Consider the following 26,850-nt stretch of genomic DNA (forward strand, 5'->3'; position numbering starts at 1 on the left):
AGAGCCTCTTCTGCTCTGTTCTCACAATGCCCGCCTTAAAGGACACTCAAGTCTGCAACCCAAATCAATAAAACTTATAGGAGAACTGAAATGTCTGCTGTGATCCGTTTTTCCCTTGCAGCATTTGGAACCGTGGCGGTCCTTGCTGTGGCGCATCCAGCCCTTGCCGACTCTATCGAGGAACGTCGCGCCAAAGGGGCGGCCGTCGTCAGCAAGCTCAACAATGGCGTACCGCAAAACAACCTGGAAAACATGCGGAGAGAGTTTCCATTTCTAGCGGAGGCGACCGAGGCCTATGCGCTCGGTGATGTTTGGTCGAGACCGGGTCTTGATGACCGTACGAGACAGCTCGCAGCAGTTGCTACGTTCGCCGCCATGGGCATGACTGACCTGATGACAGTTCACGCTCGTTACGCCTTGAACATCGGCGTGACTGAGGATGAGTTAAAGGAAATTGTCTATATGATAACTGTGCCCGCCGGCTTTCCGCGAGCGATTGTCGCGTCGCAGGCATTATCAAAGCTTTTTGCCGAACGAGCGCAGGCTACCTGTGGTGTTGCAATCTGCGAGAGTGGAGTAGCGCGTACACCGTAACTCCCGATGCCGCAACCCACTGAAGAACTTGGGCTAAACGTTGCTGTCTGGAGAGATTTGATCCTCAGCGACAGGCTCCACAAGCGGATTTGAAGGGCCACGTCGCGGTCATCTCAAGCGAGAAAAGTCGGCGCCTGAATTCGATTCTGACTGAGGTTCGTTTTTGTGATTAGAGCTGGCGAAGAGGCCTAACAGAATGTCGAGGCAGATCGGAAGCCGTCGAACGCCTCTGAGAGAAGCCTTCCAGATTGCTGCCTGGCTTGCCTATGACTGACGCTCCGCATACCGATCACCGCGGAAGGACGAACTCGAACCCGGCTGTATGCCTTCGCAGTGGCTCCTTCGAAATGCCACTTTAGGTCGGCAACAATTGCCGAGAGCATTCATTTCAGGAGGAACCCATTGGTGACTGCAACGATCGCGGCAATAACACCCTTTGGCAACTCAACACGTGTGTACGACCTTGAAGCGCCGGGTCCCGATGGCCCGCTACGCGGAACGATGGTGCATCCAACGAATGATGCGCCGACCGTGCTGATGATACCTGGCTCCGGTCCGACGGATCGGGACGGCAACAATCCGCAAGGGGTGCGCGCGGCACCGTACAGATTGCTGGCCGAAGGCCTATCTGGGCACGGAATTGGCAGTGTCCGTATCGATAAGCGGGGTATGTTCGGCAGCCAGGCTGCAGTTGACGATCCAAACGGAGTAACAATCGACGATTATGTTCGAGACACAAGTGCCTGGATCGAAATAATCCGTGCTCGAACTGGCGCTGAGCGCGTCTGGCTGCTTGGGCATAGCGAGGGCGGCCTGGTGGCATTGGCAGCCGCTGCGGAACTGGAGAATGTCTCCGGCTTGATCCTTGTTGCCACGCCAGGCAGACCTCTCGGAGACATCCTCAAGGAACAGCTGCGCGCCAATCAAGGCACCGCGCCACTTATAGATGCGGCTGATTATGTGATTGCTGAGTTATCGGGAGGGCGGCGCGTGGATGAGGCGAAGATTCCGCCAGAACTTGCTCCACTTTTCAGTGCCAAAGTGCAAGGATTTCTGATCAGCGCATTCTCGCTAGACCCTGCGGACTTGGCGCGCAAGATCGACAAGCCAATCCTTATCGTCCAGGGTCAGCGTGACATTCAGGTACCGGTTGCGGATGCCGAGCGACTGAAGGATGCCGCGCCAAGTTCCACATTGGTCACGCTTGCGGATACCAATCATGTCCTGAAGCGGGTTAGCTCTGTTGATCGAGACGCCAATATCGCGACCTATCTTGATGCGAGTTTGCAGTTGGTGCCGGAAGTGGTGGAGACCATAAGTACCTTCGTCAAATCCCGTTGAGAGTGAAGCCGTAGATCCTTGGCGACCGGACGGTTGCCGAACACGGGCACTATGCCTCCAATACTAGTCGCCGGCTCTTCCCTCCAGGTGGCACGCACCGCCACCAAGCAATCTGCGCTGCTCTCCCATATGTTGCTGGGGCAATTGTCGCGTCGGACGTTGTATTCATCCACCGTCAATCCACGAAAACACGCGAGGTGGCCCAAGTTTGGCCCGACCCTGGTGGCAGGACATGCAACTGACAAACAGTACTATCTGGAACGATTATGGCGAACTGCAAAACCGACTTCGAGTGCAACTCTGTGAAGATTGACCACCGTCGCGTGCCAGTCCCAAGCTCAATTAGTGCGGAGGCACGGCAACGGCTTCACAACGCCGTTCGAGACGACGGGATACCGATTAACGCGTTGTACCCCATGCCTCCGGCAGAGGATCATGGAGCATGGCGTAAGCTCAAGGCAGCCGTGGATGCGAACTACGCGGGCGCAGTTTTACGACAAGACTTTGCAGAAGATGTCGAAATCACCACGAAGTCCATCGGCTCTGCTATCGCGTATTTAGCCATCCCGCTCCAACTTGAGCGAGCGGATTGCGTCTACATCGATTTGCATGGTGGAGCGCTCGTCTTTGGAAGCGGTGACGCATGCCGAGAGGGGGCACGCATAGCTGCGCTGCGACATGGGATCCAGTGTTACGGTGTTGACTATAGAATGCCTCCTGACTTCCCTTATCCGGCCGCTCTTGATGACTGCATGTGCGTATACAAACATGCAGTGGACACGTTCGGCGCCGACCGCGTTGTCATCGGTGGACGATCTGCGGGTGGCAATCTGGCGCTTGCGACGGTGCTGCACGCACAGGATGAAGGGCTGGATTTACCCGGTGCGGTTGTGTTGCTTTCCCCTGAAATCGACCTGACGCAGTCAGGCGACAGCTTTCAGACCAACAGGACGTTGGACGTCAATCTTCCAAGCTCGTTGATGCAGGCAAATCTGCTCTATGCCAACGGGGCCGATCTGAGCCATCCCTATATCTCTCCCCTATTCGGACAGTTCAATAAGGACTTCCCGCCGACAATCATTCAGAGCGGCACACGCGACTTATTGTTGTCGAACGCAGTGCGGCTACACCGGGCGCTGCGCCAGGCAGGTGCAACGGCAGAACTGCATGTCTTCGAGGCCATGCCGCATGGCGGCTTTGGCGCTGCGCCAGAAGACGAAGAGGTTGCTCAAGAGATGATGCGGTTTGTCCGCGAATGTCTGTCATCATGCTGAGCCAGAGGCTGGCACCGATTCAACTAAGTGGTCTTCATTCCTTAGACCCCACTTATCCGGCCAACCTGCGGGCGCTCGACGGACTTTAGAGAACAGCCCCAAAACTATGGGTCGGAGCTCGTCTCCTGGGGGCAGCACTAAGGAAGTTTACGGAGGATTTCATGAGAGTACTCCTCGTTGAAGACGAAGTTCGACTTGCTGACACTTTATCCTTCGTCTTGCGCAAGGAGCGCTTTATCGTTGATCAGGTGAGCGGCGTGGCCGAAGCACGGGAAGCGGCAGCAATGGCTGTGTTTGATCTCGTTCTCCTCGACAGGACGTTACCGGACGGAGAAGGTCTGGCCCTCGTGCCTGTTCTGCGCTCACGCAATCCCGGAATTCATATCATCGTCCTCAGCGCCCGGGGTGCCGTCGAAGACCGTGTGGCGGGCCTTGATGAGGGCGCCGACGACTATCTTGTAAAGCCCTTCTCAATCGATGAAATGCTTGCACGCATAAGGGCCATTCGCCGCCGCCCAGCTGAGTTACAAGGCGAGGAGATCAGGGCTGGATCAGTTGTTTTCGACTTGTCCAATGAGGAGGTCAAAGTGAACGGCGCACGCATCGATCTTCCGCGACGCGAACTGCGGGTGCTGGCAACTCTTATGAAGCGCCGCGGCCGGACGGTCCTGCGTGAGTCTCTGGAACAGGCTGTCTTTGCCTTTGATGACGAAATTCAGTCGAACACTTTGGACTCGCACATATCGCGGCTGCGTCGACGACTGCGAGGTTCGGACGCAGGTATTGAAATCCACGCGATCAGAGGGGTCGGATATCTGCTCCGTGAAACAGCGTGAAGAAGCCGAGGTCACTCAAGCGAGCGCTGATTGTCTACCCACTGGTGTTTCACTTTGCGACCCTGATTGTCGCCTTTGCAGTTCTAGTCTCCGTAGCTCTCCGGATCGACAGCGGCGGCCCGTATACCGATGAGCAGATCACCTCGGTGATCGCCCGCGCCATAGAGCGAGACAAGACCGGCCGGCTCGTTGTGATGATGACACCCGAACTCGAGCAGATGCGCACTGAAACGCCTACTCTTTGGTTCGTGGCTGAGGACAGCCAAGGCCAAAGCGTGTCGCTTGGAGAGATCCCACCTTTCTATCAGTCATTTGTCGGTCGCTTGAGTGATCTCTCTTATGCTCATATGCGTGACCGTACACCTCCATACGAACTGGCGGCTGTGGTTCGCAGGGAACAGACCGATATCGGAGAGCTTACAATCCTCGGACATGGCGCACTTTCAGAACTCAGCTTTATCGTATTGATGGCTACCAACACCATCGCAATTCCCATTTTCCTGATGTTGGTACTTACATCGCTGATTGTAACGCCTTGGATAGTGAAGCGTTCACTGAGCGGCGTGTTTAGAGTAGCGCGCGAGGCTGAAGGGATTGACATCGACAGTCGGGGTCGGCGACTCAACATTCAGAATGTGCCACGCGAAATCCTGCCCTTGATCAGCGCCGTAAACCAAGCGCTCGCTAGGCTTGATGATGGGTATGAGCGCCAACGGCGCTTCATCGCTTCAGCGTCGCATGAATTGCGGACACCTATTGCCATACTGCAAAGCAAGATCGAAAGCTCGAATCATCAGCAAGTTCAGGAACTCGGCCAAGATATATACCGGCTGGCAACCCTGACCGAGCAGCTCCTCGACCTTGAGCGGCTCCAAAGCGACACGCACTTCAAAAAGCTCGACCTTTCATCGCTTGTCAGAAATGTGGTCGGCGAACTTGCTCCGCTTGTGATCTCTAAAGGCGGAACAATCAAGGTTCAGGTAGAGCGGAGTGGAGGATGTTACGGTGATCGAGGAGCGCTTGAGCGCGTGATCATGAACTTGGTCCAGAACGCCATCGATCATGGAGGTCGATCCGTTACTGTCAGGGTCGACGGATCTAACGTCGAGGTGGAAGATGATGGGCCAGGGATCCCCTCTGACGAGCGGGAGAGTGTATTTGAGCCATTTCATCGATTGCGTCCTCGACAGACGGGTAGCGGTCTCGGCCTGAACCTCGTGAAAGAGATAGTCTCTCGACACAGGGGCCGGGTACAAGTCAGCGAGGGCTCGAGAGGGGGAGCTCTGATCCGCGTTCAATTACCGGGAGTGTGAAGGCGACCGAAGAGCCATTTGGCAGATCTGCGAAGCTGCGCGGGTAACGCATAACGTCACTGTAAGCCTTCGGAACTAGCCAGAGAGCGCCGAGCCGACACTGTGGAGGCCGTTGTAGATGGCATGAAGAACCACGCACGGCCAAACTGAACCTGACATTCGGAATATGATGCCGCACATTAAGCCCATGAAAATCGCGATGGGCAGTATGACTCCTACACCGTGGGCGATGCCAAATATCACCGAGCTCAGGCCGACGCCTGCCCACGCGCCATAACGGTTGAGAGCATTCGCGATGACACCTCGAAACAGGAGCTCCTCACCCAAAGGGGTCAGTATGGCGCCGCCGACAAACGAGAGCACGAAGGGTATGGCACCGCCCCGTGCTGCGGCATGGAGTATTGCCTGAGGATCGTTGCCGTTGCCTCCGGACAACTCACCGAGGCTATCGAGAATGATCAGACTGATCACGTAGCCAAAAACTGCCAAAGTCGCAGCGATCGCAAACCAGTGCAGGTTGCTCGATTTAATGCCATATGTCGACAATGCACGGCGACGCATCAAATATGCGACTACAAACCCGCCGAGGCCTGCCACCCCTCCGCCATATGAACCGATGACGCCTTGCCATACAGGCTCGCCGGACGCCAGACCGCCAACTGCAAGCGCCACCAGAACGAGAATAAACTGAAAGGATGTAATCCCGACACCCAGTTCTGCCCAAGTCGGCCGGGTCAGTGAATTCCATTCATGCATTGCATGTCCTATCGAAAAGGGTCGCGCGCTGGCGCATCTCATTTTGGGGTAAAGGATTAGCGCCGCCAATGTGTGGGCGCCCGGCAAGCCCCACGTCCGAACGAGCGCCGGCGCGGCCGTCAGCTCGACGATTTAAGGTCAACGTGAAAACGGGATCACCAGGCGACTTCACGCAACAAAGTCCGCCGGTGATCCCATCTCAGTGCTAGTAGCGAGGACCGCATTCACGACGGCTTGGATCACGCCGGCAGCGCTGATCCCGGGCTCGGTCGCTGATAATCTGGGCGTTGAGAGCCGTTTCGCTAGCCAGATTGGCTCTATACGCGTTTTCCATTGATCCGCTGTCGGAGACACATCCTGCCGTCGACAACCCCATAAGGGTTACCATGAGGACGCTCTTAATTGCGTGAGTGCTTCGTAGGAGTGGTTGAAAGAACATTTCTATACCTCAGTTGTTCGACGTCTCGAACTCTTGGATTGCGAGGTCTGACGTCGAAGCTGACGATACGGCCGAAGATTGCAGCAACATGGAGCAGTTGCGAAGTCGGCAAAATGCGTTTCGATACAACGGAAATTCACCAAGATCAGGAGCGATGCATACTCGAAATGATTGTTCGGGTGGCCTAGCCGAACTCGGGCGGAGGCCGGATCCCTTAGCTGCCAGCCTCCAAACCTCGTCGTTAGTCTGCTGCAATTGCTTCGAAAAGTGCCATGGTGGCTTTCACTCGAGCTTCGTTTGGGTAGTTCTTGTTGGCGAGTACAACGACACCCATGTTCTCGCTCGGCACCACCGCGACATACCCCCCGAATCCATTCGTAGATCCAGTTTTGCTGAGGATTACATCCTGCTCGGTAACCGACGCGGCGATCAGTTCCTCGGTAGGCTGAGGGTTCAGTATAAAGTCGGAACTGTTTCCCAGAAGCATCCTCTGCGGATCAACGGGCCACGAATATCTTTCCCAAATCATCGCTTGCTCGAAGTACGCAGTTCGATATGCGGGTTGCTGAGTACGGGCGACGGCATTTCTGAGATCGTCCGCGATGATCCCGACACCCAGTTCTGTGTCGAGCACCTTCAGCATGTCTCGGGCGCTGGACTTCACCCCGTACGCTTCCGCATCAAGCAAGCCTGGATTGACCCTGATGGCGGCGTTCGTTTTGCGATCGTAGCCGAAAGCGTATTGCGACATCTTGGTTCTTGGCACATCGATCCAGGTGTTGGTCAGGCCGAGTGCCGGGAAGAGAAGGTCTTGAACCGCCCTCTTGTAGCCCCCCTCGAACGCTTGACCGGTAATATACCCCAGAAGACCAATACTGATGTTTGAGTAGCTGCGTGCCTCAGGCTGTAACGGGCGCCAGATCTCAAGCCAGTCGACAAGCTCGTCTTCACTCGAGACGCTATCTGGGATTTGCAGAGGCATGCCACCGGTACGATGGGTTGCCAGATCCATAAGCGTCAAGTCGCCGGCAATTGAGCAAGGCTCCGCGCAAAGGTGTTGCGCCACTGTATCGTCTAGACTGAGGTTACCACGTTCTTCAGCGAGCGCAGCCAAGGTGACGTTGAAGATCTTGCTGATTGAACCAAGCTCGAACAGCGTGTCCGGTGTGACTTTGACACCGTCGATCTGGGAGGCGAGCCCAAAAGTGTAAAAACTGTGCTCGCCATTGCGGGTCACACCCACCACAAGTCCAGGGATGGCATATTCTTTGATGATCGGGCCAAACGCGGTCTCAGCTATCTTGCTGATATCGTCAGCAAGAGCGTTGGTTGCCTGAGAGCAGAAAGCAAAGGCAAATGAAACCAGGCACGAAGCTCGTCTCATGAAACAGTCCTTATAGGTGTGAGGCACTAGATTTCGGTAACGAATTTGTATCCGCAGCGCTCTAGGCGCTAAACGCTGCGGATTTAAGTTTCGGATCGGAGAACAGCCGTTCGCAGCTGGATTTTCTTGGGCTTGTGCCCTCATGCAAAACGGCAACTATGTCCCTTGCGTTCGGCCCCTGAATTGGTCCGTCAAGGTGCAGAACGACAGGACATCAGGGAGTGACACCTTCATGCACGTTCACCAAAGGCCAGTCCAATGCGCAGCAAAGGACCACCTGTCGGCATATTCATCGATGATCTTCTGATTTGGCGTGCCATCACCGTGGCCCGCGTTTCGTTCCACCCTGAGCAGCTGTGGTCGCGGTCCGACTTGTGCAGCTTGAAGCGTCGCCACGTATTTCAATGAATGCGCGGGAACCACTCGGTCGTCGGTGTCTGCAGTCGTGACGAGTATGGCCGGATAATCCTCTCCGGTCTTGATGTTGTGAAGCGGAGAGTAAGACCGGAGGTAGTTGAAGCTGTCCTCCGCCGACGGGCTCCCGAATTCAGAGATCCACAGGTTGCCTGCAGTGAAGCGATCGAAGCGCAACATATCCATAACGCCGACGCCAGGAAGCGCGACGTCGAACAAGTCGGGACGCTGATTAACGACTGCACCGACAAGCATACCACCGTGCGACTCGCCGTGAATGGCAAGCCCACCCTCACTGCTGATGCCCTCATGCTTCAAGAATTCTGCAGCAGCTATGAAATCATCGAAAACAGTCTTCTTCGCCTGACCTTTGCCAGCTTCGTGCCAGGCCTTTCCGTATTCACCCCCACCGCGAATGTTGGCCACGGCATAGACGCCGCCTTCTTGAACCCAAGCGACCGCTTGTGGCGAGTAAGCCGGCAGCAGCGGAATGCCAAAGCCTCCATAAGCGGTCAGCATCGTTGGCGCGGCAGCTTTAGCTGCGGCGCGTCGAATGATGGAGATCGGAATGAGAGTTCCATCCCTGGCACTGAAGAAGCTCTGCTCTACTTCGATGTCACCCGGCGAACTGTCGGCACCAATCAAACCATCCGGCCCGGCCCACAAGGTGGCTTCGTTGGCGTTGACATCATAGCGGTAAACGGTCTTGGGAGTGGCATAATTGGTAAACGTAAAGAACGCTTCGTTGTCACCCGGACGGCCGCTGAACGTTCCCGCGCTGCCGGCTTCTGGCAAGTTTACAGCGCCGGCCGCCTTTCCATCCAGCTCATAACGCTCGACTTCAATTCTTGCGTCGACCATGTACGACAATAGAAGTTTGTCGCCGACCAGAGAGGCGAGGCGCAAATATGCGCCAGGCTTCTCCTCAATGAGGTCGGTGAAGACCAAGTCCTGCGCGGCAAGATCTCCGGTGACGATCTTTCCTTGTTCGGCTCCATCAGCCGTCAGAACATAAAGTTTCGTACCGACATTGCCAACTAACGTGGACAAATGGTCGAAGCGCTCGATCACGGGCCGCACCTGCCACTCAGAAGCAGACAGGTCTACCACGGAGAGTGCGCTTCCTCCCATGAGTGCGGTTGAATAGATGACCAAAAATCGTCCATCCGCAGTGATATCGACAGTATGTAGAAGCGGATGCTCGGCCGCAGGAGAATGGATGAGGCGATCTTCGGACTGCTCTGTGCCAAGCCTATGGAAGTAGACGGCATGGTTGACAACTTGCGCGTCAGATCGACCACTGTCGTCTGGCTCCGGGCTGCGTGCGTAAAAAAAGCCGGAACCATCCGCCATCCAGGCAATCATGGTAAAACGGGCCCAGGCAATCTCATCAGCGAGTACCGCGCCGCTTTGGACATCAAGAACACGAATGGGACGCCAATCCGAACCATTCTCCTGGATTGCATAGGCCACAAGCTTTCCGTCTTCGGAGGGAGCCCAGACGGCCAGTGCTTTTGTACCATCTTCGGACCACTGGTTGGGATCCAGGATCGTTCGTTCAGCACCGTTCTCTCCGTCTCGAACGACCAGGACAGGTTGCATGTCGAGCCCCGTGTTCCGGGTGAAGAAATAGTCCCCTCCTCGCTTGAGCGGACTCGTCAACTGCTCATGATTAAACAACGCCGTCAGACGATCGCGGAATGCGTCCCGACCAGGGAGGCTTGCCGTGTAACGGCTTGTTACGGTGTTCTGTGCGTCAACCCACTGGGCGACCGCTCGATCCTCTTTGAGATCATTTTCCAACCAACGATAGGGGTCAGCAATGGCAGTACCGAAGTGCTCCTCGGTGAGATCAACCTTTTTGGTTTCCGGATAGGTCATCGGCGTCTCCTCATTCGAACGTACATGCTCCGCCCCGAGCAGGAGACAAACAATCGCCGCGGCTAAGCACATTCCCGCACAACGCCAGTCAGGTCGTTCATGAGAGGCACTTGGATTCCTAGCCGGAATGAATTCCACGGACGCAGCTCGCTTAGAGCTTTTCTGCGTTAACCTGAAAGCAAAGGCTCGCGCCGTTGCCGACGCATTGTAATATGCCATTCGATATTCTGCCGATGCGCCCACGGGCCAAAACCGAGCCACAGAGTTCATGGTGACTTTCTTCTCCAAGCATATGCAACCGCTGCCAATGTCCCGCATGGTCAACTGAGGCGCTGACGCATTTTTTCGAGCAGTCGTACGTGAGCGTGAGACACTCACACGATGCTTGCCTCAGATGCAGTTGGAAGCGACTAGAGCCGATTGTTCATGCGTTGCAGACTAGGGCCCAAGATTGCGCGAACATGGAGTTTTTGAACATGGCTCTGGTTTCGATGCAATCAGTCGGGTACGCGCGTTCGGGAACGGACGCGAAGCTGCGACCCTCGACAACTTAAGCTGCGCTCTGCAAAAGGAAAATCAACGACACTCCAGTGCCTCACCAAATCGCACGACCCCGCTGTTCACTCCTCGCGGCCGCCTCCACGCCCCCCCAAAAAATGAAGGCATCATCGTATCCCGATGCCCAGCATCCGGCAGTCATTGCCGAATGCTGCGTAAGACCAGACCATGGGCCGAAGGCCGATGCTCATTGGGCGATCATGTTGCCCAACGTCTTTCATGAAGCGCTAATGGCGAAGCTGGTCCTTCCTGAGGGCAACTGGTGGAATCTTGTGCAGACACTGGGGTCGCGAGGGTTCCAGCGATGACGATCGCAAGCATCGCAAATCTGTTTTCATAGAGGTGTCCTTTCATGCCTCGGTTGACGGGAAGAAGTTACGTCGAGGCATTGATGGGAACTAGGCCGCCATTCCTGCGGGCGTTGGTTAGCATTCCTTGACAATATGAGCAGAATGAATTGGGCGAGAGGAAATTTCCGTTTATGCTTCAGGATATCTGTCGGCTCTGGCTTGCACACGTCGAACGCGGCCTGTTTCAGCTGCACATATCTCCAGCAACACTAGCCACGTTGGGCAGAAAGTCGATAGAGCCAAGATAACAGCGGTCTAGATTGCTTGAAGGCCTGCCACAAGGGCGTCCAACTGCCTTTGGATCTGTATCCGTGTAATGCGCCGTCTTGTAACGATCATGCCCCAATACAGAGATGCGGGTATCATATCCATTGCGAGGTCTCGGTCGATCCCGACCGGCAACTCGCCGCGGCCAATCGCCCGCTCAATCAAACTTGCTCCGCCGCGCCGACGCGATACGGATAAATCCTTCAAAACTGGACCGAGCTCAGAGCCACGTGACGCTTCAGCATAAAGATCAGGTAGTATCTTACGCACGAGGCGATGACGAAGCGCGCGCCTTAGCATCAGGAGGTAAGCTTCCAGGTCATTCCTCAGTGTGCCTTTGTCGGCGACATCCGTTAGGACCATGCCAAACTTTTGAACCGCGTCGGCGGCGAGAGCCAGCTTGGAAGGCCAGCGGCGATATATGGCCGCTTTGCCCGCTCCCGCACGTGCGGCTACCCGCTCCAAGCTTAACGCGGCATAGCCGTGAACGGCCCACTCCTCCAGAAATGCGCGCAGGAGAGAATCCGTTACTTCGTCACGCATCACGGCCGCTCCGCTCGGACGCCGCTTACTTTTTTCGTCGAGACGCTTGCGTTCCATTCATTTTACCCCATACTGGACGAAACGGTATCGTTCCAACGATATGGAGTAAATCGAAATGTCCAAATCGATCGATCAGTTTGCCAGCCTATCGACTTTGTTGCGGCAAGCGCTGGGAGATACATTAGCGTCGGATGCGCAAACTCTTCTGGAGATGTGCGCAGAGGACGTGGTGTTCGAATTCCCATATCACCCACCCGGTTTCACGGAGCGTCTGGAAGGGCGGGCAGAACTTGAGGCCTATCTTCCGTCAGTGTCGAAGCTCATTTCAATCGAGTCTATGACGCTCAAGCACGCGTTCATTTCCGTAGGAGGTGACACTGCGGCCATCGAGTTCAGCTGCAAGGGTCATTCGCCGGACACTGGTGCCCGCTACAATCAGGACTATGTGTCAATCATCGAGCTTAAAGACGGTCGAATTGGTCGCTATCGTGACTACTGGAACCCGCTTGTTGTTCTCTCTGCAATTGAGAGTGCGCCATCCGCGGACAAAGATTGAGAGGAGTCGGCCATGTCAACTCAGATCCTCGTCATCGGCGGCAAGGGAAAAACAGGAAGACTTGTCACTCAAGAGCTTGCAACCAGAGGAGTAAGGGCGAAAATTACCACTCGGTCACCCTCCAGCCATCACGATGTCGCCTTTGACTGGCAAGACCCTCGTACAGCAGATGCAGCATTCGATGGCGTTGATGCTATCTATATCGTTGCACCGACCAACAACAGCGATCATGGGACGCTCGTTCCTCCCATCCTTGATATCGCACGAAAGCGTGGCGTCCGGCGTTTCGTACTGCTAAGCGCGTCATCCCTTGAAGCGGGCGGACCGATGATGGGACAGATCCACTCCTATTTGCAAGACGAGGCTCCGGAATGGACAGTCTTGCGACCCACTTGGTTCATGCAGAACTTCTCAGAACAGCAACATCTCGAGACCATCCGGCACGAGAACGCAATCTATTCCGCTACGGGCAGAGGTCGCGTTGGTTTCATCGACGCGGCTGATATCGCGAGGGCGGCTGTCAGCGCACTGTTGGCGGAAACGTCGTGGAACCGCGACTTCATTCTGACAGGACCAGAAACCCTCTCTTACGCGGATTTCGCCGAAAAGATCAGTGACGTGATTGGCCGAACCATCGAACACATCAATCTGACAATAACCGAACTGGCTGAGCGGTACGCAAGGGCTGGATTGGACGAAGCATATGCCAGTATCCTCGCAAAGATGGACGAGAGAATTAGCGAAGGCAGTGAGGATCGACTGAGCGACGGCGTGTTCGCTCTGACCGGCCGATCTCCCAACACTGCAGCTGAATTCGCCCAGGAACATAAAGAGTCATGGGCTAGCCCAGCCCATCACTGGTAACGGCAGTTATTGGTACTTTCCAGTGGCTCTCTCTAAGAGGTAACAACCGGCTGCCAACTTAGGCAGGCGGATGCCTGTTAAACGAGGACTTCGCTTCTTGAATAGGCTTCGGCATTGAAACGATCCTCGATCTGATCTGGCAACGCGAATGCACAGGGCTGCCTTGAAGGGAAAGTCAGGGCACTCCCGGTTTAGGCTTCGGAATTTGGAGAGAGCAGATATTGACGAGCCTACACAGGCGGGGCCAGTAGCGATGAATACGAGAACAGAATCCTATGGGAGGCGGGAAATCACACGGACTGACTATGAAATCGCTGTACACGTACTCGGTATCATCGATGCACTGGCGGTTTATGATCCGCATGTAGCGGGAACACCGCCTCTGGATATCCATACCGAGGCCAGTGACATCGACATTCTATTCAGCACGCTGGACCCTAGTGGCTTCGTCGCCGACGTCTGGCGGCTCTACGCCCATATGAGCGGATTTCGCATTTGGCAATGGACTTCAAAGGACCGCCCCGTAGTCGCTACGTTCCGTGCATATGGCTGGGATTTCGAACTGTTCGCTAGCTCACTGCCCGTCGCACAACAGTTCGGATGGCGTCATTTCGAGATTGAACGACGGTTGCTTTCGCTAGGAGGTAGTGGCTTCAAAAGGGCCATCCAAACGCTACGTCAGGATGGTTTGAAGACAGAGCCAGCCTTTTGGGCAGCACTAAAGTTGGAGGGTGACGCGTACCTTGGTCTACTTTCCCTGGAGCAAGCAACAGACGATGAGCTTCGCGCCCAGCTTGGCTCTGCCGGCTTCGATCAAACAATTTCTGGATGACATAGCGGAGATCTCTTCTGCAAATAACTTCGGCTATCGCTTGCGGCGCTGGGCAATGGATGACAGCGACCTTCCTCCAAGGTCGAAACCGCGTCGAATAGGGTACCAAAATCTGCTTCTAGCGTCACCGAAACCTAGACATCGATTTGCAGGTCCCCAACTTCTGAAGGTACCGAGCAGCAAATCAGGGCCTCACGCTCCTCTACCGGATAGCTTGGCTCGAACAGATAACTCACCTCACCCCTAACGACTTTGGCCCTACACTCGCCGCAGCTGCCAGCGCGACAACTGTAAGATGGCGAAAGGCCGCTTTGTTCTGCCAGTTCCAGCAGAGTGCCACTTTCCGGCGTCCAAGACGCCTCCTTGGCAGAGAGCGTGAAGACGACCTTTGTGACCTCTCTCGCGGGAGCCCGACCCGGACGTTTTTCGGTCTCGCTGTTCGCCTTATCGCGCCTCAGTGCCGATGGTCCGAATGCTTCCGCATGGATGCGCTCATCGTTGATCTGCAACGCACGCAGCCCGGCATGCAAAGACTGCATGAACGCTGGCGGACCACAGAGGTAGAAATCGTAGTCGCCGAACGGCAGATGCGCCTTGAGCAGATCGACATCGATGCGTCCTACGGCATCATACTTCCCCCTAACCTGCACATCTGGCGCGCTCAAGACGCGGACTTGCCGAACGCTGCCTTCACCGCGATCAACCAAGTCCGCGATCTCGTGGTCGAACGCGCGCTCGGAAGCCGTGCGAGAAGACCGGAAAAGCCATAGCGGTCTGCGGTAGCCAGTGCGGGCACCTACACTCACGACATGCTGCATCATTGACAGCATCGGCGTAATACCAATGCCAGCAGACAGCAGGACAGCCGGACGACGGCGCTCCATCGGATCGATGAAAAATCCACCTCCAGGCGCCAGTGCCTCAATCTCGTCTCCGGGCTGGAGATTATGCAGCAGCTGCGAGCCCTTGCCATCCCGCTTGACGCTGAGCCGATAGAATTCTTCAGATGGTGCGCTTGATATCGTGAAGCTGCGCCGGACAAAGCTATCTTGGTCGGCAATCCGGATTGGAAGATGCTGGCCGGCCTTATGCGGGATCAGCACCTTTCCGTCGGCAGGGCTGAGATGGATCGACTTTATGGTCTCGCTTTCGACAACAACCTTGTCGACGTTCAGGCGTCGCCAAGTTCTGGCTCCGCGTGCAGCTTCCATGCGCTGTTCCGCTTCCGTCCAGGTTCCTGTGATCAAGCTGTCAGGTGAAAATCCATCTTCTGCAAATGTCCAGCGCAGCGGCAACACATCGCGCCGCCACACGACCTTCTCCGGAAAGACCCGCCAAATGCGCTCAGCACCTTCAAACCCCGCAATTTCAGGGGAATCCAATATGATCTCGACCTTGCCGCTGACCTGCAGCAAGCCGCCCGTCTCGTGATCGATGAATAGTAGTCCAGCGCGTGGGTTGATGACAAAGTTGCCAAGTGTGTTGAAAAACAGGTTGCCGTTGAAATCCGGCACAGTCAGCGCTCCATCTGCATCAATGTGCACGAAACCGGACCGACCACCACGATGCGATACATCCACCTGGCGTTTCTGTTCGCCCCGGTCTGCATAGGATGCAACGAAGAACGTGTCCGCGTTTGCGATCAGCCGCCGGGCCTCGTCATTCAGCGCGTCTGAGATGATCGCTTGCGTAGACGTACTCACTGCCGGATCTCGAACGAACTCGAAGTTACGGCTCTGGACATAGCGCGGACAGTTGCCGAAGCTCTGCGCGACAGTGACCTCGAAGCACCTGTCGCTCTCACGCTTTATCGTGCCGTTCAGGCGGTTCCGGCGCCGAGTGATGAGATCGACACCAACCAGAGCGATGGGATCCCCCTGTTCCATGCCACGCTCGGCTGGGTCACTCCAATCGCGCGCAGTCTCAATTTCAAGTGTAAGGGCATCGGGAGAACGCAGGAATCCTGGCTGCCCGGCGCGGATGGTTGCCCAAGGCAGACCCTCCGGATCGACCGCCCCGATCGCGATAAAAGGCAAAAGGGGAAAGAACTCACGATGCTGTTCTAGGAGGAAGGGCCGCAGCACTCTGCGACCGACGACGTCCATCTGATCGACAACACCGATGCTCCGCTGCAATTCGAGTTCACCTTCATGCCAAGGCGACGCAACGCGTTCCGCACCTTTTGACATTGTCACCTCCATGGGAATGGCGGTCATACCGCCTTCGCGTCGTTTTCAGGCCCTCAAGCCTGCGACAGTCTTGGGAAATTCCACGAAACCGGGAAGCGCCTCAATCCGAGCCAGCCACTGGCGAACATTCGCGTAGGGCATCAGGTCCACGTTTCCTTCCGGCGCCCCAACGATATAGCTGTAGAGCGCCACGTCAGCGATTGTTGGCTTCTCGCCAATGATGAAGGAATGCTGCTCAAGCGTCTGTTCGATCAGTTTCAGAATGCGATGTGCCCGCGCAATCACTTCCTCAGCGCGAAAATCGGCGCCGAACACGGTGATCAATCTCGCGGCACAGGGCCCGTAAGCAATCTCTCCGGCAGCCACCGAAAGCCATTTCTGGATCCTGGCAACAGTTCCCAGATCGTCCGGCAACCAATCTTTGCGGCCGAGTTTCATCGCGAGATAGACGAGGATTGCGTTGGAATCATTCACCACAAACCCGCCGTCATCGAGCACGGGTACCTGACCGAACGGGTTCAGCTTCAGGTATTCCGGGGTGCGGTGCTCACCGTTAGCAAGATCCACCTCGATGAGCTCAGCCTTCTGACCAAGCAGTGAGAGGAAGAGGACAGCTCGATGGGCGTGGCCCGAAAGCGGCAGGTAGTAAAGCTTCATCTCAGAACTCCTGGTTTCAACATTTGGCTAAAGCTGAACACCACCCTATTGGCTCCCACAAAATTGCAGTAGACAAGGTTTGCGATAGTCAACCTCTCACTTTCCGGAAGGCAGCATGGATCGTATCGACGCAATGCGTGTCTTTATCAAAGTCGTCGAGACAGGCAGTCTGTCGGCTGCGGCCAGAGCTCTTCACTCGCCGTTGCCAACCGTCAGCCGCAAGATTTCCGATCTCGAGAAGCTGCTGGGAGCGGCACTGATGATGAGAACGAACCGTAACGTTGCTCTAACGGATGCGGGGCGGCACTACTTCAGCGCGGCTCGGGATATTCTGGAGCGTGTCGAAGAGGCTGAGCGACAGGCTTCAGGGGAATATCTCACCCCTAAAGGCGATCTGAACGTAACCGCTCCGATCGTCTTTGGCAGATTGCACGTGCTCCCCGTGATTATCGATTTTCTGAAGGCCTTTCCCGAGATCAATCTGAGGCTGGGCCTTAACGATCGGAACAACAACTTGGCGGAGGACAATATCGACGCCGCTTTACGTATTGGCGAGCTTGCGGATTCAAGCTTGATGGCGCTCCGTCTCGGACTGGTGAGAAACACCGTCTACGCCAGCCCAGAGTATTTGAACAAACATCCCGCGCCCATCCGGCCAGGTGACCTTAATGCCCATCAATGTATCGCTTTTGAAGGCGTGCAATCATCGAATGCGTGGATGTTTCGGGATGGGAAGAAGACCCTTACGATAGCAATCAACCCACGCTTAAAGTTGAACACCGCTGAAGCCGCGGTTGACGCAGCGGTTTCTGGCCTGGGGCTAACACGGGTTATGTCCTATCAAGCCAGGAGCATGGTTGAGCAAGGACTTCTAGAGCCTGTCTTGGAACAGTTTGAACTGCCGGCGTCACCTGTGCAGTTGCTGTACCTGCCAAACGCCATTCTGCCACTCAAGCTCCGAGCCTTCTTAGATTTCGCCGCGCCCAGGCTGCGCGCAGCGCTTAGATGACGCCGGCGCCTTCATGTCTACGAGGACTTCACCGCCCCATGCCGCATGCCATCAAGGAGCAGCATGACCATGCGTTCAATATGCGCGGCGCCATCCTCTCCTGATGCCACGGCGAGGTTTCCAATGCCGCGCAGCAGATCGTAGGGCGAGACGTCAGAACGAACTTCACCCGCATGGGCTGCGGCATCCAGCAACATGGATAGTGCTGGCTCAAACCGACTGCGGAAATAGTCCGGCAAGGTGGCAAAAGCCGCATCGCCGGAATGGAGTGCGGCTGCCAATCCCTGCTTGGTGGCCAGGAAACGCGTATAGAGCATCAGCCAAGCCGCCATTGCGTCAGCTGGCGAACGCTCGGAGGCAAGTGTTGCCGCTGCATCGGCACACGCATCGACTTCGCGGCGAAAGACCGCGGCGACAAGATCTGCTCGGGTTGGGAAACGGCGATACAGTGTACCAAGTCCAACACTCGCTTGCGCCGCGATCTCCCGGATCGGAGCATCTACTCCCGAACGGGCGAAGACGATCTTGGCCGCTTCCAGAACTGCTTCCTCGTTTTTGCGGGCGTCTGCGCGCATTCGTGGTACGGAGGTTGCATTTTTACCCCTTACAACAGAGCCAGGATCGATAACTTCGTCAGATTGAGGCACGGCCAGTCACACCCACTTGATATCCGGATCATTGTTCCGTATAGACTTAATCGGATCATTGATCCGTTTTTTTTGAGAGGTTCTACGTACCATGTCTAGCCCCCTCCATGAAGTCACCAGAGATTACAGCATATCCCCCGTTATCTCGATCGCACCAATTAATCTGCCATCGCCCACCCGGGGTATCGATCTCCATATTCGAGTTTCTGCACCCGCTACCGGCGATAGACTACCCATCATCCTTTTCTCCCACGGCAACGGCCAGTCGCTTCATGCTTATGGTCCCCTCGTTGAATACTGGGCGGCCCATGGATTTGTCGTGATCCAGCCGACCCATCTGGATTCGCGTGTGCTCGCCCTTTCCCCGGACGATCCGCGCCGTCCAGATTTCTGGCGCTGTCGCGAGCAAGACCTCGCGACCATTTTAGACGGACTTGACCATATCGAGGGCAAAGCGCCAATCATTCGTGGCCGGCTGGATCGCTCGCGTATCGCAGTCGCCGGACATTCATGGGGCGCACAGTCAGCCAGTACCTTTCTCGGTGCGCGCCATCCTGACCCTATCGACGGCTCGGTGATCAATCGCAAAGATGACCGAGTGAAGGCAGGTGTCTTGCTGGCCGTGCCGGGCAGCGGCCGAGACCTGACCGAGCACGCAGCCCGCACATATCCGTTCCTGTATCCTGACTATTCAACCATGACCGCCCCTGCCCTTGTCGTCGCGGGCGATCATGACCAAGGCGGACTGACCGTGCGCGGTCCAGACTGGTGGCGTGACGCTTATGATCTCAGCCCCTCGCCGAAGGCGCTCTTCACGGCATTCGGCGGCGAGCATGCGCTTGGCGGCATACCGGGATACGAGGCGCGGGAGACGACGGACGAGCGCCCGCGGCGTGTCGCTGCCATCCAGCACCTTTCAACCGCCTTCCTGCGGAGTGGGCTCTATCCCGGAAATCCAGCATTCGCCGAAGCGATCGCCAAGCTGGCGGCGGAAACGACACCGGAAGGAAGGCTCGAAACGAAGTAGGCCGACCGATGCACTGCTCTCGCCCCCCCGGCGCCAGCCAACAGCGCCGCATCATATCGGCACCACCAACAGGAGTTTCTCATGAATACGATTCTCATTACCGGCAGTTCGTCCGGCTTCGGGTTAGAGACAGCCCGCTATTTTCTCGATCGCAACTGGACTGTCATCGCCACGATGCGCACACCACGTGCGGACCTGCTACCGAAATCCGAACGGCTTCATATCATCGCCCTCGACGTGACTGACGCTCATAGCATAGCCAGCGCCGTCCAAGACGCGGGACCGATCGATGCTTTGGTCAACAATGCGGGCGCCGGCCTCATGGGCGCCCTCGAAGGCGTGTCGGCTGACGATACGCGCCAGATATTCGAGCTCAGTACATTTGGGACCATGGCGATGACACAAGCCGTTTTGCCGGGCTTTCGCAAACAAGGATCGGGCGTGGTCGTCAATATATCATCGGCCGTAACGCTCAAGCCATTTCCTATGCTGTCCGCCTACACCGCTAGTAAAGCGGCCATTGAAGCATTTAGCGAAAATCTTGCGCTTGAGGTCGAGCCCTTTGGCGTACGGGTTCGGATTGTCATTCCAGGGCGAGCGCCAGATACCTCTTTCAGTGCGGCCGCGCGTGTGCGCTCGCAAAACGGTATACCCGAGGCTTACGCCGACTGGGCAAAACAGGTGTTTTCTGGAGCGTCGCAGCAGCTGGCTGAAGTCACCAGCGCAAGCGACGTGGCAGCGGCGGTTTGGCAGGCAGTCACCGATGGGTCTTCACCGTTCCGCATACCTGCGGGTGTGGACGCGGTATCGCTATTCGCGAAGGCCGCTTCAGACTGAGCCTAGATACGTCAGACGAGCCATGCGCCTCTTTTGTTGGACAGGTCAAATGAACAAGAGCATGGGGGGCAACAAGCAGGCTGACGCGCCAGTCGCGCGCCGACGCCTGGTTTTGCCCTGACCTTGCCCCGATGAACTAATCCATTTTGAAGTAAACTCTGGCCCGGCATTGCCGCACAAACGACCAACCTTATAGGGCAGGCCCAGTTTGAGATCATTGTAAATAACAAGCTCAGGCAGCGAGGGCCAAGCTTTCTGAAAGAATTCTTCTGTAAACGCTAATTTCCGAGCACCTCTTTAAATAGACTTCTCTGCCACTTGATAGCCAGAAGGCCGCCAGCCGCGATCGCCGTCAGTGTCCAGTTGCCCGTCGGCAGGAGCGTGTCGATTAAGGCGGTGACGGCGAGCGGAAAGGCAGGCTCCATCAGACCGGAGAGGACGGCACAGAAAAATCCAGCCAGAACAGGCCCTTTCAAGGACGGGAATAGGCGAAAAACTGTTTTAGCATGCGATGATCCTGTAATTGTCCACGGCACCCTCAAAGGGCGCTGGCGAGCGGCGAGCGGCCGGGACGTTCCACCACATCCATGGCAAGACCATAGACCCGGGACAAGGCATCCGGTTGCATCAGGTCATAGGGCGTGCCGTTCAGCACAACCTTTCCGGCTTTGAGCGCAATGATGTGATCGGCGAAGCGAGCGGCGAGATTGACGTCGTGAAGGACGACCACGACCGAACGGCCGGCTTCCGACAGACGATGCACGAGGCTCATCACCTCGATCTGGTGGGCGATGTCGAGCGCCGAGATCGGCTCGTCGAGGAGGAGCGCCTTCGCACCTTGAGCAAGCAGCATGGCGAGCCAGGCGCGCTGACGCTCGCCGCCCGACAGGCTATCGACGAGGCGGCCTTCATAGTCCGACAGACCGCATTCGACGATGGCGGCTTCGACGGCCTCTCTGTCTGCGGCCGTTGGGCGGCCGAGCGCACCATGCCAGGGATAACGACCGAGCGCCACGAGCTGGCGTACCGTCATGCCCTCGGCGGCGGGGGTGTATTGCGGCAGGTAGGCGAGTGCGCGGGCGTGGTCGAGCGCGGACCAGGTGTCCTGCGGACGGCCCATGGTGACGATCTCGCCAGAGGTTCTTCCGATCTGGCGGGCGAGCGCCTTCAGAAGCGTCGATTTGCCAGAGCCGTTATGGCCGATGAGGGCGACGGTGCGGCCTGCGGGAATGTCGAGGTCCAGGCTTTCGATCACCTGGCGCGACGTTGCGCGGCTGCCGAGTTCGATGGTCAGGTTTCGGATTTCGAACAGGTGCTTCATCGCGTCCGTCTCGTCAGATGCAGCAGGAGCCATGGCGATCCGATCAGGGTAGCGAACAGGCCGAGCGGCAGTTCATAGGGAAAGGCGGCCAGACGCGAACCGGCGTCGGCCAGCATCATCAGGAAGGCACCGATGACCATGGATCCAGCAGCAAAGCCGCTTGCCGTCGTCAGGCCGAGCGCGCGGGCGAGATGGGGCGCCATGAGCCCGACGAAACTGACGGGGCCGACCAGCACGGTCGCCGTTCCTGTCGCGATGCCGGCGGCGAGGAAAAGGCTCACCCGGGCAAGGCGCGACAGGCCGAGCGCACCGGCGATCTCGGCCCCGAGCGGCAGGATGGTCAGCCAGCGCGCAGCGAGCAGACAGAAGTGGAGAAGCAATCCGGCCAAGACCAGCAGCACGAAAGCCTGAGTCATGCCGACCATAGAGGTCGATCCCGACAGCCAGGTGAGGATGACCCAGGCTCTTGCATCGCCACCGGACATCATGGCGGAGAGCACGGCTGTGGCGAGCGCACTGATTGCCAGGCCCGTCAGCAGGATGCGGTCCGTCGGCATCCCGGTTCTGACCGCGACGCGCGCGACGACAGCCAGCACCACGGAGCCGCCAAGGCCTGCAGCGAGCAGGAGCGTCAAGGCATCCGGCGCCGGCATGAGGTACACCGCGAGGCCGAAGCCGAGCGCCGAACCCGAAGAGACACCCATGACTTCGGGAGAAGCGAGCGGATTGGAGGTCGTTCTTTGCAGAATGGCACCCGCGCCAGCGAGGAGCGCGCCGGCGGCAATCGCGGCGAGCAATCGTGGCAGGCGCAGGGGCAGGAAAGCCGAAAACTGATCCGTGTCGAGGAAGGTCCAGCCATCAGGGCCGCGGCCGAGCACGAGCCCTAGAAGCGAGCCGGCAAACAGCAGCGCCACCAGCACCGTCATCGGCCGCCAGGCCGAGCCGACTTGCCGCGTCTCGCCCGCCCCCCCACCGGCAGGCGGCGTGCGCCCAGAAAGCCTCGGCAAGAGGCAAAGCATCAGCGGCCCGCCGATCAACCCGGTGACGGCACCGACCGGGAACATCTCGCCGACGGCCTTGTCGAGCAGCAACACGCCGCTGTCGCAGAGGAGAAGCAGGCCACCGCCCGCCACCATGCAGGCGATCATTCGCGATGCCTCGCGGCGAAAGCCGATTGCTCTGACCACCGTCGGGGCGGCTAGGCCGATGAAGCCGATGAGGCCGACTTCGGCCGAGACCATGGCTGTCAAAAGGACGGCAACGGCGATGACCATGGCGCGGATGAGGCCAACCCGCATGCCGAGTGCTGCGGCCGTTTCCCCGCCGATCGACAGCAATCGCATCGGCCGTAGCAGAGCCAGCGCCACGACCAGGCTGAAACCCAGAACGACCGAGAGGCGGGTGACGGCGGACCAGTCCTGCTGGACCAGAGAGCCGCCGTTCCAAATCACCAGCGACAGGAGATACTGGCCATGGGCGAGCGTGAGCGCTGTTGCGAGGCTCGTGGCCATGAGCCCCGTCAACAGGCCGACCACGACAAGGCGACCCGGCTCGAAACCGCGTCTCTGGCCGATGAGGAAAACCAGTGCGGCGGAAACGGCCGCGCCTGCGAGTGCGACCGGAAGCCGGCCGGGGGCGAGGAGCGCCGGCGCAAAGAGGGTGGCGCCGACAAGCGCCAATTGCGCCCCGGCCGACACGCCCAGCACCGTCGGATCGGCGAGCGGATTGCGCAGCAGGCGCTGCAGGAGGCTGCCCGCGAGCCCCAGCGCCGCGCCGACCAGCACCGCCACGACGGCGCGCGGCATGAGGCCATAGACGAGGCGGATCTGTTCAATCGTACGTTCGCCTGCGGGAAAGAATGCGTATTTCCAGGCATCGACGGGCAGCAGCGCGTTTGCCGCGAGAAACCACAGCAGAGCGCCAACCATCAGGAGGAGGATGGGCAAGGATTTCATGCGGTCGCCAGAGCCTTGGCGAGACCTTCGGCAAAGGTGAGCGCCGAGGGCACGCCACCGAAGGCATTGGTGGCGGAGAGTTGATGGACGCGCGCCGCCTTGACCGGGACCAAGGCATTCCACAGCACCGAGCGCTGCAACTGCTCACGCGCTTCGAGCGGCACCGGGCTGACGATGACGAAGCTGGCGTCCGGCATATCCGCGAGACGGTCAAGCGGTACGGGTGCTGCAAAGGAGAATTGTGTGCCGTCCTGCCAGGCATTGGCAAGGCCAAGCCGCGTGAGCGTGGACCCATAGAGGCTGTCGAAGCCGAAGGCGCGGAAATGGCGGGCATCGCCGAAATCGATCAGCATCACCGGCCGGTCGGCATGCGCTTTCAGCCGGGCCGCGATCCGGTCGAACTGCGTCTCGGCATCCTGGCGCGAGCGATGTCCGGCCACTGGGTCGTCCAATCGCTCTGCCAGCGCCTCGATCGCGTCGAGCGCATGCGGCAGGGACGGCTCGCCGCGAACGAAGAACGGCAGGCTGAAGACCGGTGCGACAGCACTCAGAGCGGCCTCGTGCCGTGTGTAGAAGGGAGATGAGAGGATTAGGTCCGGGGCGGAAAACCGCAATTGCTCGAAATTCGGCGTGCCGCGCAGGCCGAGATCCAGCGTTTCCGCCGGCAGCGGGACGCTCGCGCTTTCGATGCGGAACCTTATGATTTCGCTGGCAGCCACAGGCACATGGCCGATCGCCCAGGCGGTTTCCAGCATGGCCCAGTCGATCGCCGCCAGACGCAGACCTGCGGCGCCTGATTGTGCCACAGGTGCGGCATGCATATGAACGGGAACACCGGCGAGTCCTGTCGCAGCGAACAGCTTCAAAAGGGCCCTCCGGCCATATGGTCGATCAAACATTACCACCGGACGGTTAGGGTTCCCATGACCGAGCGGCCCGCACCGTAGTAGCAACCGAAGGAGCCGCAATTGGCCACATAGGTTTCGTCCGTCAGATTATTCAGATTGACCGCGAGCGTCGCCTTGTCCGTCACCGCGTATTTTGCGGCGAGGTCGACCAGGGTCACGGGATCAAGCGACGCCGTGTTGGCATTGTCGTTGAAGCGTTCGCCGACATAGCGCAGACCGCCGCCGATCGAGAGGCCGGTGAGCGCCGTGTCCTCGGCGAATTCATAGCTCAGCCAGAGGCTTGCCAGATGATGCGGAATGTTCGCCGGCATTTTGCCGTCGTTGGAGCCGACCTGTTCGGCATCGGTATAGCTATAGGCGCCCTTGACGCTCCAGCCCATGGCGATTTCGGCAGCACCCTCGATCTCAATACCGCGCGACTTGACCTGACCGATCTGGCGCGTCCCGGTGACGCCACCTTCGGTGACCGAGACGCTGACATTGTCCTGGGTGAGATCGTAGAAAGCAACCGAGAACAGGCCGTCGAAAGATGTCGGCTCGTATTTGAGACCGACTTCCCATTGCTCGCCAGTGGTCGGCTTCAACACGTCGCCCGCGATATCGGCACCGATGACCGGATCGAAGGAGGTCGCGTAGCTGACATAGGGAGCAAAGCCGCTGTCGAAGAGATAGGAGAGGCCGACATTGCCAGTCGTGGCACTGTCCTGCTGGTCGATGATAGTCGCGCCGGATGTTCCGTGCTGGTCGGTCCAGTCATGACGCAGCCCGACGGTTGCCCGCCATTGGTCGAAGGACAATTCATCCTGGGCGTAGATGCCGACCTGTCCAAGCTTGAGATCGTTGGTCGACGTGTACCAAGGCGCACCGACGATTGCCGGAGTGGGGCTATTTATGTCGAGCGCCGACGACGTCGCGAACTGCGACGTCGTGTTGTCGCCGTATTTGCGCAGGTCGATGCCAAACAGCAGTTTGTGGTCGATGGCGCCTGTCTCGACCTCGCCGGAGAAACGCGTGTCGAGATTGGCCGTCCAGGTGTCTTCGTCCTGGAAAATCACGCCGCGATTGACGGTCGACGGCGCCGTCAGGCTCGATACATAGAAACCCGCATAGTCCCAGTCGAACTTCTGATAACGGGCCGACTGGTCGATTGCCCAGCCGTTGTCGAATTCGTGGTGAAGCTCGTAGCCGATATTGGACATGCGGCGGTCGGACTCGTCGACCGAGGGATCGCCGATATAGAGATCGCGCAGGCGATCGTCATTGCCCTTTCCAGTCAGCGCAAAGGGAATGCCGGCCGGCGTGATTGGCGAGTCTTTCTGATACGAGGCGAGGAAATCGACGGTCGTGGCATCCGACGGCGACCAGCGGGTGGCAAGGCCCAGATAGCCGCGCTTGTTGGTCAGTTCGTCGATGTCTTCCTCGGTATCGCTCAACTTGCCGGTGAAGCGGGCCGCCAGCGTGTCAGACCAGGCCTTGTTGGCGTCGAGGAAAACTTCCTTGTCGCCATCCAGCGTGAAGCCGGTTCCGGCCTCATAGGCATCCCTGAACTGGGCATGCTTCTGGACCATGTTGATGACGCCGGCCGGCGTGCCCGAGCCGTAGAGGCTCGATGCCGGCCCCTTAAGCACCTCCACCCGCTCCAGGCCATAAATGTCGTAGGACGGCGCACCCGACGAGCGCATCAGCCGCAACCCGTTCAGATACTGGGCATTGCGCATGTCGAAGCCGCGCAGAGACGGGCTGTCGAAGCGCGGATCGGCGCCGAAGGGTTCGCCGAGGACACCGGCCGTGGTCGACAGCGCCTGGCCGAGGGTCTGGGCGCCGCGATCGTCCATCTCGTCGCGCGTGACGACCGAGACGGAGCGCTGCGTCTCCAGAACCGGCGTGTCCGTCTTCGTACCGGCCGCGGCGGACTTCGCCACATAGCCCTTTGTCTCGGCCGCCGCACCTCCCTCACCCGACACGACGATCTCCGAAAGCTCGGTCGTGGCGCCGTCCTGCGCGACAGCGCCAGCTTGAAGGGCAAGGAGGCTGGCTCCTGCGAAAAGTGCGATCCTGATGTTCATGACCCATCCGACAAGACGTGAAGAATTCATGA

The 26,850-nt window shown here is 58.0% G+C and carries 22 protein-coding genes; 11 read left to right on the forward strand and 11 right to left on the reverse strand.

The genetic code is table 11. From position 1 onward, the window contains the following. Positions 1-90: 90 nt before the first annotated feature. The 5 genes from E9677_RS17115 to E9677_RS17135 all read left to right on the forward strand — a co-directional run bounded on the left by E9677_RS17115 (position 91) and on the right by E9677_RS17135 (position 5,358). Positions 91-594 (forward strand): carboxymuconolactone decarboxylase family protein, encoded by a 504-nt coding sequence (locus tag E9677_RS17115; protein WP_136559279.1) that lies wholly within the window; start codon positions 91-93, stop codon positions 592-594. Between the two features lie 405 nt (positions 595-999). Then, positions 1,000-1,935: an alpha/beta hydrolase gene (locus E9677_RS17120; RefSeq protein WP_235883011.1), complete on the forward strand. Its 936-nt coding sequence runs from the start codon at positions 1,000-1,002 to the stop codon at positions 1,933-1,935. A gap of 464 nt (positions 1,936-2,399) precedes the next feature. After that, positions 2,400-3,209: an alpha/beta hydrolase gene (locus tag E9677_RS17125; RefSeq protein WP_235883012.1), complete on the forward strand. Its 810-nt coding sequence runs from the start codon at positions 2,400-2,402 to the stop codon at positions 3,207-3,209. A 161-nt stretch (positions 3,210-3,370) separates the two neighbouring features. Further along, positions 3,371-4,045 carry a response regulator transcription factor gene (locus tag E9677_RS17130; RefSeq protein ID WP_136559281.1) on the forward strand — a complete coding sequence of 225 codons (675 nt, stop codon included), beginning with the start codon at positions 3,371-3,373 and terminating at the stop codon, positions 4,043-4,045. Then, on the forward strand, positions 4,042-5,358 hold the full coding sequence (locus tag E9677_RS17135; protein WP_136559282.1) for a sensor histidine kinase: 1,317 nt from the start codon (positions 4,042-4,044) through the stop codon (positions 5,356-5,358). The genes E9677_RS17130 and E9677_RS17135 overlap by 4 nt, the downstream gene beginning before the upstream one ends. Before the next feature lie 75 nt (positions 5,359-5,433). Here E9677_RS17135 and E9677_RS17140 read toward each other — a convergent pair whose 3' ends face one another. From E9677_RS17140 to E9677_RS17155, 4 genes are all read right to left on the reverse strand, one after another. Next, positions 5,434-6,114: a type II CAAX endopeptidase family protein gene (locus E9677_RS17140; RefSeq protein ID WP_136559283.1), complete on the reverse strand. Its 681-nt coding sequence runs from the start codon at positions 6,112-6,114 to the stop codon at positions 5,434-5,436. Between the two features lie 680 nt (positions 6,115-6,794). Next, complete coding sequence (gene ampC, locus E9677_RS17145; protein WP_136559284.1) at positions 6,795-7,937, reverse strand: class C beta-lactamase; 1,143 nt, start codon at positions 7,935-7,937, stop codon at positions 6,795-6,797. Positions 7,938-8,177: 240 nt separating this feature from the next. Continuing rightward, positions 8,178-10,232: a prolyl oligopeptidase family serine peptidase gene (locus tag E9677_RS17150; protein WP_205910158.1), complete on the reverse strand. Its 2,055-nt coding sequence runs from the start codon at positions 10,230-10,232 to the stop codon at positions 8,178-8,180. 1,163 nt (positions 10,233-11,395) lie between these two features. Next, positions 11,396-12,007 (reverse strand): TetR-like C-terminal domain-containing protein, encoded by a 612-nt coding sequence (locus E9677_RS17155; RefSeq protein WP_136559285.1) that lies wholly within the window; start codon positions 12,005-12,007, stop codon positions 11,396-11,398. A 58-nt stretch (positions 12,008-12,065) separates the two neighbouring features. Here E9677_RS17155 and E9677_RS17160 point away from each other — a divergent pair, with 58 nt between their 5' ends. The 3 genes from E9677_RS17160 to E9677_RS17170 all read left to right on the forward strand — a co-directional run bounded on the left by E9677_RS17160 (position 12,066) and on the right by E9677_RS17170 (position 14,202). Next, a complete protein-coding gene (locus E9677_RS17160; protein WP_136559286.1) occupies positions 12,066-12,506 on the forward strand; it encodes a nuclear transport factor 2 family protein in 441 nt (146 codons plus the stop codon). Between the two features lie 12 nt (positions 12,507-12,518). Then, positions 12,519-13,370, forward strand: a complete 852-nt coding sequence (locus E9677_RS17165) for an ergot alkaloid biosynthesis protein (protein WP_136559287.1) — start codon at positions 12,519-12,521, stop codon at positions 13,368-13,370. A gap of 253 nt (positions 13,371-13,623) precedes the next feature. Beyond that, on the forward strand, positions 13,624-14,202 hold the full coding sequence (locus E9677_RS17170) for a DUF4269 domain-containing protein (protein ID WP_136559288.1): 579 nt from the start codon (positions 13,624-13,626) through the stop codon (positions 14,200-14,202). 134 nt (positions 14,203-14,336) lie between these two features. On the opposite strand, the gene E9677_RS17175 is transcribed toward E9677_RS17170, so the two are convergent. After that, a complete protein-coding gene (locus E9677_RS17175) occupies positions 14,337-16,418 on the reverse strand; it encodes a 2Fe-2S iron-sulfur cluster-binding protein (protein WP_235883013.1) in 2,082 nt (693 codons plus the stop codon). A gap of 18 nt (positions 16,419-16,436) precedes the next feature. Beyond that, complete coding sequence (locus tag E9677_RS17180; protein ID WP_136559289.1) at positions 16,437-17,048, reverse strand: glutathione S-transferase family protein; 612 nt, start codon at positions 17,046-17,048, stop codon at positions 16,437-16,439. A 115-nt stretch (positions 17,049-17,163) separates the two neighbouring features. On the opposite strand from E9677_RS17180, the gene E9677_RS17185 reads away from it, so the two are divergent. After that, positions 17,164-18,057: a LysR family transcriptional regulator gene (locus tag E9677_RS17185; RefSeq protein WP_136559290.1), complete on the forward strand. Its 894-nt coding sequence runs from the start codon at positions 17,164-17,166 to the stop codon at positions 18,055-18,057. A 17-nt stretch (positions 18,058-18,074) separates the two neighbouring features. Here the strand turns inward: E9677_RS17185 and E9677_RS17190 are convergent, their stop codons facing one another. Next, complete coding sequence (locus tag E9677_RS17190) at positions 18,075-18,632, reverse strand: TetR/AcrR family transcriptional regulator (RefSeq protein ID WP_235883014.1); 558 nt, start codon at positions 18,630-18,632, stop codon at positions 18,075-18,077. A 163-nt stretch (positions 18,633-18,795) separates the two neighbouring features. Between E9677_RS17190 and E9677_RS17195 the strand changes: the two genes are divergently transcribed. Next, entirely contained in the window at positions 18,796-19,731 is a 936-nt protein-coding gene (locus tag E9677_RS17195) for an alpha/beta hydrolase family protein (RefSeq protein WP_136559291.1), read from the forward strand. Between the two features lie 81 nt (positions 19,732-19,812). Further along, complete coding sequence (locus E9677_RS17200) at positions 19,813-20,568, forward strand: SDR family oxidoreductase (RefSeq protein ID WP_136559292.1); 756 nt, start codon at positions 19,813-19,815, stop codon at positions 20,566-20,568. Between the two features lie 538 nt (positions 20,569-21,106). Here E9677_RS17200 and E9677_RS17210 read toward each other — a convergent pair. The 4 genes from E9677_RS17210 to E9677_RS17225 are packed head-to-tail and all read right to left on the reverse strand — an operon-like array spanning position 21,107 to position 26,818. Continuing rightward, positions 21,107-21,889 carry an ABC transporter ATP-binding protein gene (locus E9677_RS17210; RefSeq protein WP_136559293.1) on the reverse strand — a complete coding sequence of 261 codons (783 nt, stop codon included), beginning with the start codon at positions 21,887-21,889 and terminating at the stop codon, positions 21,107-21,109. Next, a complete protein-coding gene (gene fhuB, locus E9677_RS17215; RefSeq protein WP_136559294.1) occupies positions 21,886-23,844 on the reverse strand; it encodes a Fe(3+)-hydroxamate ABC transporter permease FhuB in 1,959 nt (652 codons plus the stop codon). The genes E9677_RS17210 and fhuB overlap by 4 nt, the downstream gene beginning before the upstream one ends. After that, positions 23,841-24,710: an ABC transporter substrate-binding protein gene (locus tag E9677_RS17220; RefSeq protein WP_328591173.1), complete on the reverse strand. Its 870-nt coding sequence runs from the start codon at positions 24,708-24,710 to the stop codon at positions 23,841-23,843. The genes fhuB and E9677_RS17220 overlap by 4 nt, the downstream gene beginning before the upstream one ends. Positions 24,711-24,742: 32 nt before the next feature. Then, a complete protein-coding gene (locus E9677_RS17225) occupies positions 24,743-26,818 on the reverse strand; it encodes a TonB-dependent siderophore receptor (protein ID WP_136559296.1) in 2,076 nt (691 codons plus the stop codon). Positions 26,819-26,850 lie beyond the last annotated feature (32 nt).

Source organism: Peteryoungia rhizophila (genome assembly GCF_004912145.1).
Taxonomy (GTDB): domain Bacteria; phylum Pseudomonadota; class Alphaproteobacteria; order Rhizobiales; family Rhizobiaceae; genus Allorhizobium; species Allorhizobium rhizophilum.